The organism is methanotrophic endosymbiont of Bathymodiolus puteoserpentis (Logatchev) (assembly GCF_900128525.1).
GTDB lineage: Bacteria > Pseudomonadota > Gammaproteobacteria > Methylococcales > Methylomonadaceae > Methyloprofundus.
In genome coordinates this window covers 1-9,367 of sequence record NZ_FQTQ01000002.1, presented here as the reverse complement: position 1 = coordinate 9,367, position 9,367 = coordinate 1, and the positions used below count along the sequence as shown (strand labels likewise).

At 38.2% G+C, this 9,367-nt stretch carries 8 protein-coding genes and 1 pseudogene; 6 read left to right on the top strand and 3 right to left on the bottom strand.

Features of this window, described 5'->3' with window-relative positions:
• From BQ7314_RS16020 to fabG, 4 genes and pseudogenes are all read left to right on the top strand, one after another.
• Positions 1 to 120, top strand: a pseudogene (locus tag BQ7314_RS16020) (IS30 family transposase); the annotation flags it as partial.
• Between the two features lie 75 nt (positions 121 to 195).
• Positions 196 to 360, top strand: a complete 165-nt coding sequence (locus BQ7314_RS00045) for a hypothetical protein (RefSeq protein WP_174481666.1) — start codon at positions 196 to 198, stop codon at positions 358 to 360.
• A gap of 34 nt (positions 361 to 394) precedes the next feature.
• On the top strand, positions 395 to 844 hold the full coding sequence (locus BQ7314_RS00040) for a hotdog family protein (RefSeq protein WP_174481665.1): 450 nt from the start codon (positions 395 to 397) through the stop codon (positions 842 to 844).
• A complete protein-coding gene (gene fabG / locus BQ7314_RS00035; RefSeq protein ID WP_174481664.1) occupies positions 841 to 1,560 on the top strand; it encodes a 3-oxoacyl-ACP reductase FabG in 720 nt (239 codons plus the stop codon). Before BQ7314_RS00040 ends, fabG begins: the two co-directional genes overlap by 4 nt.
• A gap of 16 nt (positions 1,561 to 1,576) precedes the next feature.
• On the opposite strand, the gene BQ7314_RS00030 is transcribed toward fabG, so the two are convergent.
• From BQ7314_RS00030 to htpG, 3 genes are all read right to left on the bottom strand, one after another.
• Positions 1,577 to 3,169 (bottom strand): NAD(P)/FAD-dependent oxidoreductase, encoded by a 1,593-nt coding sequence (locus BQ7314_RS00030; protein ID WP_174481663.1) that lies wholly within the window; start codon positions 3,167 to 3,169, stop codon positions 1,577 to 1,579.
• Between the two features lie 108 nt (positions 3,170 to 3,277).
• Complete coding sequence (locus BQ7314_RS00025; protein WP_174481662.1) at positions 3,278 to 4,783, bottom strand: phytoene desaturase family protein; 1,506 nt, start codon at positions 4,781 to 4,783, stop codon at positions 3,278 to 3,280.
• 423 nt (positions 4,784 to 5,206) lie between these two features.
• The gene (gene htpG / locus BQ7314_RS00020) at positions 5,207 to 7,135 is read right to left on the bottom strand and encodes a molecular chaperone HtpG (RefSeq protein WP_174481661.1); all 1,929 of its coding nucleotides are present in this window, start codon (positions 7,133 to 7,135) and stop codon (positions 5,207 to 5,209) included.
• A 147-nt stretch (positions 7,136 to 7,282) separates the two neighbouring features.
• On the opposite strand from htpG, the gene BQ7314_RS00015 reads away from it, so the two are divergent.
• Complete coding sequence (locus BQ7314_RS00015) at positions 7,283 to 8,914, top strand: tetratricopeptide repeat-containing response regulator (protein ID WP_174481660.1); 1,632 nt, start codon at positions 7,283 to 7,285, stop codon at positions 8,912 to 8,914.
• Positions 8,911 to 9,321, top strand: a complete 411-nt coding sequence (locus BQ7314_RS00010) for a HAMP domain-containing histidine kinase (RefSeq protein WP_174481659.1) — start codon at positions 8,911 to 8,913, stop codon at positions 9,319 to 9,321. Before BQ7314_RS00015 ends, BQ7314_RS00010 begins: the two co-directional genes overlap by 4 nt.
• Positions 9,322 to 9,367 lie beyond the last annotated feature (46 nt).

The following is a 9,367-nucleotide window of genomic DNA, read 5'->3' as shown; positions in this document are numbered from 1 at the left end:
GTTGATAAGCTTAATAATCGACCTAAAAAATGTCTGAACTACAAAACACCTTATGAAGCTTTTGAAGAGCTAACTGGGGTAGATATAAAAAATTTACTGGGTTATGCACTTATGACTTGAATTCAGGTTTATCAAAATTCAGTTAAAAAGAACTTACTTGCAGGCGCTAAAGCCCATTCTAAAAGGATTTTTGAATTGTCGAAAAAAACTGGGGATATAAACCCAAGCACCAATGTCCATGAGTTAGTTGAGTACTTAGAGCAATTAAATAAAAAAAAAGATTCTGAATTGGCGCAACTTGTTAGAGAACGATCTCATGAAAAAAAGGATGCTATAGAAGTAAACCTTGATGACTTATAAAATCAAGAGTCAAAACGAGAACGAGGTTTAGTCTATGCAAAAACTGAAGGTCGAACATAAACCCATAAGCCAATCGCTGTTCGCACACCTGATTCCTCATGCGGGGTCAATGATGTTAATTGATCAAGTGGATTCATGGACCGATAAACAAATTCATTGCTCAACTCAATCACATTTAGCCCGTGATAACCCGCTACGTTTAAATAATAGCTTGTCTGCAATGCATCTTATTGAATATGGCGCGCAGTCGATGGCAATACACGGAGGTTTATTATCAGGAAAATCTTCACCCGGATTTTTAGCCGCTGTGCGAGGGGCGCATTTTCATATTGATAACTTAGATAACATCAACACTGCTCTACATATAGAAGCCAGTGCGGAACTAAAAATCGAAAATGGGGCTGTCTATGCGTTTCGTATTACCGACAGCCATAATTTATTACTGCTCGATGCTCGAGCAACCGTTATTCATACACAACCATGAAAAAAGCTCTTATTACCGGTGGCAGTGGCGATATTGGTTCTGCTCTTTGTACGCGCCTCGCGCAAGATAATATCCATGTGATCGTGCATAGCAATCATAATTTTGACAAAGCACAATTGACCGCAGACAACATCAAACAACAAGGCGGCTCAGCGGAAGCCATCGCTTTTGATGTGCGCGATGCAGAGGCGAGCGAAACCGCAGTTAAACAACTTTCAGAATCTGGCTTAATTCAAATCATTATCAATAATGCTGGCATACATCGAGATGCGCCATTAGTGGGTATGCATAGGAAAAATTGGACTGATGTGATTGATGTCTCTTTGCATGGTTTTTACAATGTCACCCAGCCTTTATTAATGCCTATGATCCAAAGCCGTTGGGGGCGTATTATCAATATGTCATCGATTGCTGGTGTCATGGGCAATCGCGGGCAATGTAATTATTCCGCCGCAAAAGCCGCTTTAAACGGCGTGACAAAATCACTAGCCCAAGAACTTGCCTCACGTAAAATCACAGTCAATGCGATTGCTCCCGGCATTATTCAAGGCAGCATGACGACTAATAGTTTTGATGCGCAAGCCATTAAAAACATCGTACCTATGAAACGCGCCGGTACACCAGAAGAAGTCGCTGCGCTGGCTGCCTTTTTATGCTCAGATGATGCGAGTTATATCTCAGGACAGATCATTAATATTAATGGTGCGATGGCATGATATGCAAAAAGTTAGTTCAACGTAACCTATCAAAAACATCACTTAAATACCGCGAATAACTCACTGGAACTCCAGGCGCATAAGCTTTTAATTCGGGCGCTCCTACACACGCTTCCGTAACAATTTCACCAGCTAACTCTCGAATCAAACCTACATTCTGTGCAAGCTGCTGCTGTAACTCGGTATCATTCTGATCTTTAAGCAAATCTTTATTTAATTGCTGTAAAAATTCAATATTGCTGTAATTGATAAAAATATCGCTTTTCTCAGCGCTAGATAAATCTATTTCAGCCCAGCACCTAAAAAAGCCCTGCATCTGCAAATTAATCTGATAAATTTGCTGTAAAGAAGTAGCCGCTATTTCCATAAACGCGAGATCACAGAATTTATCTCTAAAAAACAATAGGGCTGCACCACTCCAATAAAGCGTGTAATCCCAAATAATTTTTATACTCATCACTTTGGCATTCCCCATAATCGGGTATTGATCTTCATAGACAGGGCAGAATGCTAAAAATAAAGTACGAAACAGTTTTTCATATTGCTCTGTTCTGGTGGCAATATCTTCACCGCTGTCTTGTTTAATAATCAAGTCGCTAATAAAGCCGTTATTCAGCGCAATAAAATCACTACCGGGCGAATAAAAAGGATCAAGAAAAACACCTGCATCACCAGTAATAGCCCAACCGTCAGCTGAGTACATTTTTTTGCAATTATGAGAATAGTGTTTTAGTGTTAAAAAATCTTGAAACTTATCTAAATGTTGATCAATAATCTGTGCACATTGTGGCTCATGTTTTTGTAACCATACTTTAGCGCGTGCAAAAGTATTAATTTCTGCATAAGGATGAATTTTGGCATCAGCAACAATGCCGATACTTGTTGCACCTGATGACAAGGGAATCAACCAAACCCAGTAGCCCTTACCCATTAAATGATTGGTACTAAGTCGCCGTGATGATTTAACGCGCCCTTGCCATTCGGGTTTCTGGCTCCAGTGATCAATATTAATTTCATGATCAATACGAAACCAAGAGGCATTAATATTATGATAGGCAGATTTTGCTAGTTTTAATTTACGCTTCAACAGGCTCATTCGGCCCGTTGAATCAACTAACCAGCTGGTTTGAACCAAGCTTTCTTGACCGTTATGCACCAAAGTAACTTGATGTTGATTTTTTCCAAGAACAATATCTGTAACTTTACAATTATCTTGAAAATCTATGCCTAACTGCAAACATTGTTCGGCTAAAGCATTTTCAAAACGGCCTCGGTCTAATTGATAGCTTTTGGCCGCTGGAAAATCATTTGGCCCTAGCTCGCTGCGCTTACTTATATCTAAATTATCACCTTGGGTATAAAAAAAACGCAGACCTAACTTAGGTAGCTCCTTATCTAGCTGTGCCTTTAAACCTAATATATTTTCAAAATAGTGACTGGCAATTTCCACAGAGGATTCACCCACTTTATGCGCGGCCTCAGGTACTGGGTGTGCTGTTTTTTCGGCAATTAAAACACGCAGCTTAGCAGCTTTCTTTTTAAGCTGTATGGCCAGGGTTAATCCAGATAAACCGCCTCCCATAATGAGCACATCATATTGTTGGTGCATTAAAATCTTCCTGTTTTAAAGTACTTGAGAAATGGGAGTTTGATAAGGATAGATTCATTCTCATCCCTAAGGACAATTAATTAACATCATAATAAAAAATAGATCAGGCTATTTGGCGCACAAATCCCATAGTTCTTTTTGTTGTTGCAAGCCTAAAACTTTTTGTGCAGTTTGCACACCAGAGTAGCTAACGCCATAAATTCCACCACCCGGTGTCGTCCAATGCCCAGCAAAGTAGAGTCCTGCAATGGGTGCTTTATTTGCCACTCGATTTGCCCCTACTTGTTTAGGACTGACATCCCAGCCATAAGCAGCGCCCTTATGATTTAGGGTGTAGCGCTGCAAAGTTGCAGGAGATCCAGCTTCAATAAATACGGTATGTGCCTTTAATCCTGCTATCTTTTTATCCGCAAAATCTAACATTTTTTCGACATACGCCGCCTTTTCCAGCGACCAATGATTCGTTTGATCAAAATCCGCCAAGACTGTCAACATCACTATATGCTCGCCTTTTGGCGCTAAACTGTCATCAACTAAAGTAGGAATAGTAATACTCATCCATGATAAGTTCCCCTGAACGGAATTATTATAATTAACTTCATGATCCAGCTCATCATAATAAAAGGCCTCATGGTGTGCGCCTGCCTGCACCACATCCAAATTCGTCACGATATACACAACAAAAATTGATATCGATGGCCGCATATTTTGCAGTCGAGATAAATACCGCTTAGGAAAATAGCTTTCCCCTACTAACTTTTTTACCGTTAACAACATATCAGCATTAGAAATAACCGTATTTGTTGCGATAAATTCACCAGAAGCTAAAAACACCCCTTGTACCTGACTATCGCTAACACTAATGCGTGTGACCTGACATTTAAAGCGAATCTTGCCTCCCGCCTGCTTTAAACCATTGACTAAAGCATTCGCTAATCCTTGAAAGCCACCTTTGCAATAATAAGCACCATCCTCAACATAGCCCATAAGCATGCTTGCCCAATAAACAAAAGACACCTTTTCAGGTGGTAATCCTAAATACGGCCATAGCGCTGCAAAAATACTCTGTAATTGTGGTTCACGAATATAACTCCCCCAAATATCGGCCAAGGTACTACGCCGATATTTAAGCAATAAGTTCAATTCCAAATTCATCTTTGCTAAGTCATTTGACGCTATAATATCATCAGCCTTGGCAACCTGTTCTGCGAGTTGCAAACAAAGCCTTAATAAATCTTGTAACCCTTGGCGCTCATGTGGAAACAAGTCTCCGAGTTGCTCAACAAGTGCATTAATAGACGTAGGTAACTCAACCGACAAGCCCCCAACCGAAACAACAGCGAAGGGATTCACCTTAACAAATTCTAACTGCTCATAGCTCTCCACAGCCTGAAGTACTTTACGTATAATTTGCCCACCCGCAAAACCTTGCATGCCACAGCCACTAGTAAGATGCACGCCTGCATCAAATGTATATTTCTTACGTTTAAAGCCATGTGCATAACCGCCAGCACGGTCATGTTGCTCTAACACCAAAACTTGTAACCCTGTTTTTGCTAACAAAGCAGCAGCCGTCAAGCCTCCAATGCCACTACCAATAACAACAATATCCATTCTTTTATTTTTCAATTAACCTGAATTCAAGTTATAAGTGTATAACCCAATAAGTTTTTAATATCTATCCCCATTAGCTCTGCAAAAACTTCATAAGATATTTTAAGGCATAGATGCAAAGTAAACAGCTACCAAACACAAACAGAGGCTACAAATGAGCTGTGACCAGCTACGTTCTGAAGAAAGATATTATATAGAAGTAGAATTAAAAAAGGAGGCTTCTCAAAATTAAATAGCAGAATTTTTGCAACGAAGCCTAGGCAGTATTTTTCGTAAACTCGCTAAAAATACAAGCTAAAGCGTCTATAGAAATAAGTAGGCCGTTGCCGAACGATTAAAGAAAGAGGGATTATCAAAATGAATTTCCGGTAGCCATAAAAAAGGCCACATAAAGCGGCCTTTTTTTAAATACAGAACTAAATCTTATTTTAATAAACCTTGTAATAAACCATTCAAGTTATGTACAAACTCTGCTGGATCATCTAGTTGCCCACCTTCACTTAATACGGCTTGATCAAACAAAATACGCGTTAAATCAGAAAAGCGTTCATCATCTTGCTCCTCTTTTAAGCGCGTTACTAAAGCGTGCTCTGGGTTGATTTCAAAAATAGGTTTACTACCACCCATTCCCATCATACTCATATCCTGACCCGCTTCTTTCATGATGCGTTCCATATTTAAGCTCATTGCATCCTGCTCAGTTACTAAACAAGAAGGTGATGCCGTTAAGCGATGACTTAAACGCACATCACTTACTTTATCTTTTAATACTTCTTTGATTTGTGTAATCACTGGCTCAAAATCTTTAGAGGTTTCTTCTTGCTCTTTTTTATCTTCTTCAGTATCAAGCTTATCTAAATCTAACTGGCCTTTTGCAACTGACTGTAAAACCTTGCCATCAAAATCATTTAGGTTAGATACCAACCACTCATCGATGCGGTCAGATAGTAATAGAACTTCAATACCTTTTTTACGGAAGATTTCTAAATGCGGGCTGTTTTTAGCAGCTGCAAAACTATCCGCCGTGACATAATAAATTTTATCTTGCCCTTCTTGCATACGGCTAATGTAATCTTCAAAAGACACGTCTTGTACGTCTGTATCTGTATGTGTCGATGCAAAACGTAATAACTTAGCAACACGCTCTTTATTTTTATGGTCTTCAATAGGCCCTTCTTTAATCACATTACCAAACTGCTCCCAAAAAGTAGCATATTTTTCTTTATCGTTCTTAGCAAGCCCCTCTAATAAGCCTAATACTTTTTTAACTGCACCTGCTTTAATCGTATTAATTTTTTTGCTTTGTTGTAGAATTTCACGCGACACGTTTAAAGGCAGTGAATCAGTATCGATTACACCACGAATAAAACGTAAATAACGCGGCATAAGTTGCTCAGCATCATCCATAATAAACACTTTACGTACATAAAGTTTTACACCATGCTTCGCATCTCTATCCCACATATCAAATGGTGCACGAGCTGGTACATACAATAACATCGTATATTCATTCGTGCCTTCTACTTTACTGTGTACATGGGCTAAAGGATCTTGAAAGTCATGAGCAACATGCTTGTAAAATTCATTATAGGCCTCCTCATCTAACTCATCTTTAGATTTAGTCCATAAAGCAGACGCACTGTTAATGGTTTCTTCTTCAACTTTAGCAGGCTCAGTTTCATTACCCTCTTCATCCGTTACCGCAGGAATTTCTTTATCCATCACAATCGGCAAAGAAATATGATCAGAGAATTTTTTCACAATAGAACTTAAACGGTAATGATCTAAAAACTCTTTTTCACTCTCTTTTAAATGCAAGATGATATCGGTACCACGCCCTACTTTCTCTACTGTTTCTAGCGTGTATTCACCTTCGCCTGTTGATTCCCATAGCGTTGCTTCCTCGCTACCCGCTTTACGGGTAATTAAAGTTACTTTATCAGCAACAATAAAGGAAGAATAAAAACCAACACCAAATTGACCAATAAGTTCGCTATCTTTAGCTTGGTCACCTGTTAATGATTCAAAAAATTGTTTTGTACCTGATTTCGCAATCGTACCGATATGTTCCTGCACTTCTTCACGCGTCATACCAATACCGTTATCACTAACAGTAATCGTTTGCGCATCTTTATCAAAAGAAATTTTAATTTTTAACTCGCTATCACCTTCATAAAGCCCATCATTAGATAGGGCTTCAAAGCGTAATTTATCTGCAGCATCAGAAGCATTAGAAATCAATTCACGTAAAAAAATCTCTTTATTACTATATAAAGAGTGAATCATTAATTGCAGTAAATGCTTAACTTCAGTTTGAAATCCTAGCGTTTCTTTTTTAGCTTCAACAGTCATTTTTTTAGTATTCCTCAAAATAAATAGTCATTATCGGTTTCGATATTAGGGCAAAGATTGTGTTTTCAAGGGAAAAATATAGAATACAAATAAATACCTTGGATAATAAACCCTTATTCTTTCCCGCCAGCAATCAATTTCTGAGTAATGCTAGACCTCAAAGCAAAAAAAATTTTACTGATTGAAGATTACCCGGTCATGCGTAAAGCAATAAGAGACATGCTTTATTCGTTAGGTGTAATCACGCTTATTGAAGCTGAAAACGGTCAAAAAGCAATCAACGCAATGCAAGCCCACAAATTTGATATTGTCTTGTGTGACTATAATTTAGGTACAGGAAAAAATGGTCTACAAGTATTAGAGGAAGCTAGATTTCGTAGACTACTGGCTAGCTCCGCAGCCTTTATTATGGTAACCGCAGAACAGGTACAAGGCATGGTACTCAGTGCCATGGAAAACAAACCTGATGAGTACTTAACCAAGCCTTTTACAGCCCAACTGTTATTAACTCGCTTAGAACGGACTTTTGAACGAAAACTGCTTTTTAAGCGAGTCAATGCTGCTACGAGCATTGATAACTATTCTTTAGCAATTAAATATTGCGATAAATTATTGGAGGAAAGCCCTAAAAAAGTGCGTACCGTCATATTAAAAAAACGCGCCGAATTAGCGGTTCATACTCAAGACTATGTCACTGCACAGGATATTTATCAAAACATTCTAGAGCAAAGAGAACTTAATTGGGCTTTACTTGGAATCGCACAGATCAATTATTTACAAGGCAATACTGAAGAAGCAATTGGCATCTTCCAAGAAATCATTAGTAAGTACCCCATGACGATGGAAGCTTATGACTTACTCGCGCAATCGTATGAAGCTACTGAAAAACATATAGAAGCCCAAGAAGCTTTACATAAAGCAGTACAATTATCACCACAAACTATTTTAAGACAACGTAAATTAGCAACGATTGCCAATAAAACGGGTGATTTAAAAACCGCGGAAAACGCCTGCAAAGCCGCAGTTGAACTAGGTAGGTATTCCATACACAAAAGTTCTAACGACTTTTCTAATTTAGCCCAAATTTTTAAAAAAGCAGATAAAAAAACTGAAGCATTGGAAGTCCTGCAAACCATGCGCGCAGAGTTTCCTAATGATCCCAGCGCAGAATTACGTGCCACTATTGCTGAAAGCGAGATATACCAAAGCATGGGCGACACAGAACAAGCGGAGGAAGCATTCAATAAAGCTTTAAGTATCAGCAAACAATATGATCAAATACTGGACAAAGAGATTAAGCTAGAAATGTCCAAAACTTGTTATCAAAACAACCAAGAAGAAATGGCAGACACGCTTATTAATCACCTGATCAAAAGTCATATTGATGACGATAACTTCATTAACGAGGTCAATGCTATGCATAATGCTATCGGCCGTAAAAATCATGTTGATAAATTAATCAATGCCACACGACAAGAGCTAACTCGGATTAATAATGAAGGGGTGAAGCTTTATCAACAAGAAAAATTTATTGAATCCATTGCCGTTTTTGCCAAGGCATTTAAAGCCATGCCAGAAAATAAAACTATTATTCTTAATATGACTAAAATCATATTACATAATATTAAAGTATCAGGCAGTACCAAAGAAAATATGGCAGAAGCCAAATTTTATATTAATAAGGCGAAAAAACTAGGGGTTGCTCAATACAAACTCAATAGCATTCAAATGGAATATGCCAAACTAGTACATAGCTTTAATAAAACGACAAAAAAATGAGTCACTCGCCAGTCACACCCATAAGCTTCTCAGCCATCCTTGGCTCCTCCATTCATGATGTAAAAAACTCGCTAAGTGTTATTAGTGAACTTATCCGACAACTCAAACAAACCAACACTGAGAACAAACATATCTTGCACTTAGAGTTTGAAGCTAGCCGCATGAACAATAGCCTAGTTCAGTTACTCACTTTATATAGAATTGAGGCAGAAAATTTCACTCTAAATATTGATGAATATTCTGCAAGTGAAATTCTTAATGATATCAAGGCACAACAATCATCTCTCTTTGATTTAAGTAACATAGTTTTGGAGATTAAATGCAATGAGGACTTGCTTTCAGCAATTCTCAATTTAGGATTCAGTGATAAAATAAATCCAATTCCTTACCCCAAAAAAATTCTATAAGTGATAGAGACAGTCGAACAAATAACAACATTCACGCAAACAAATT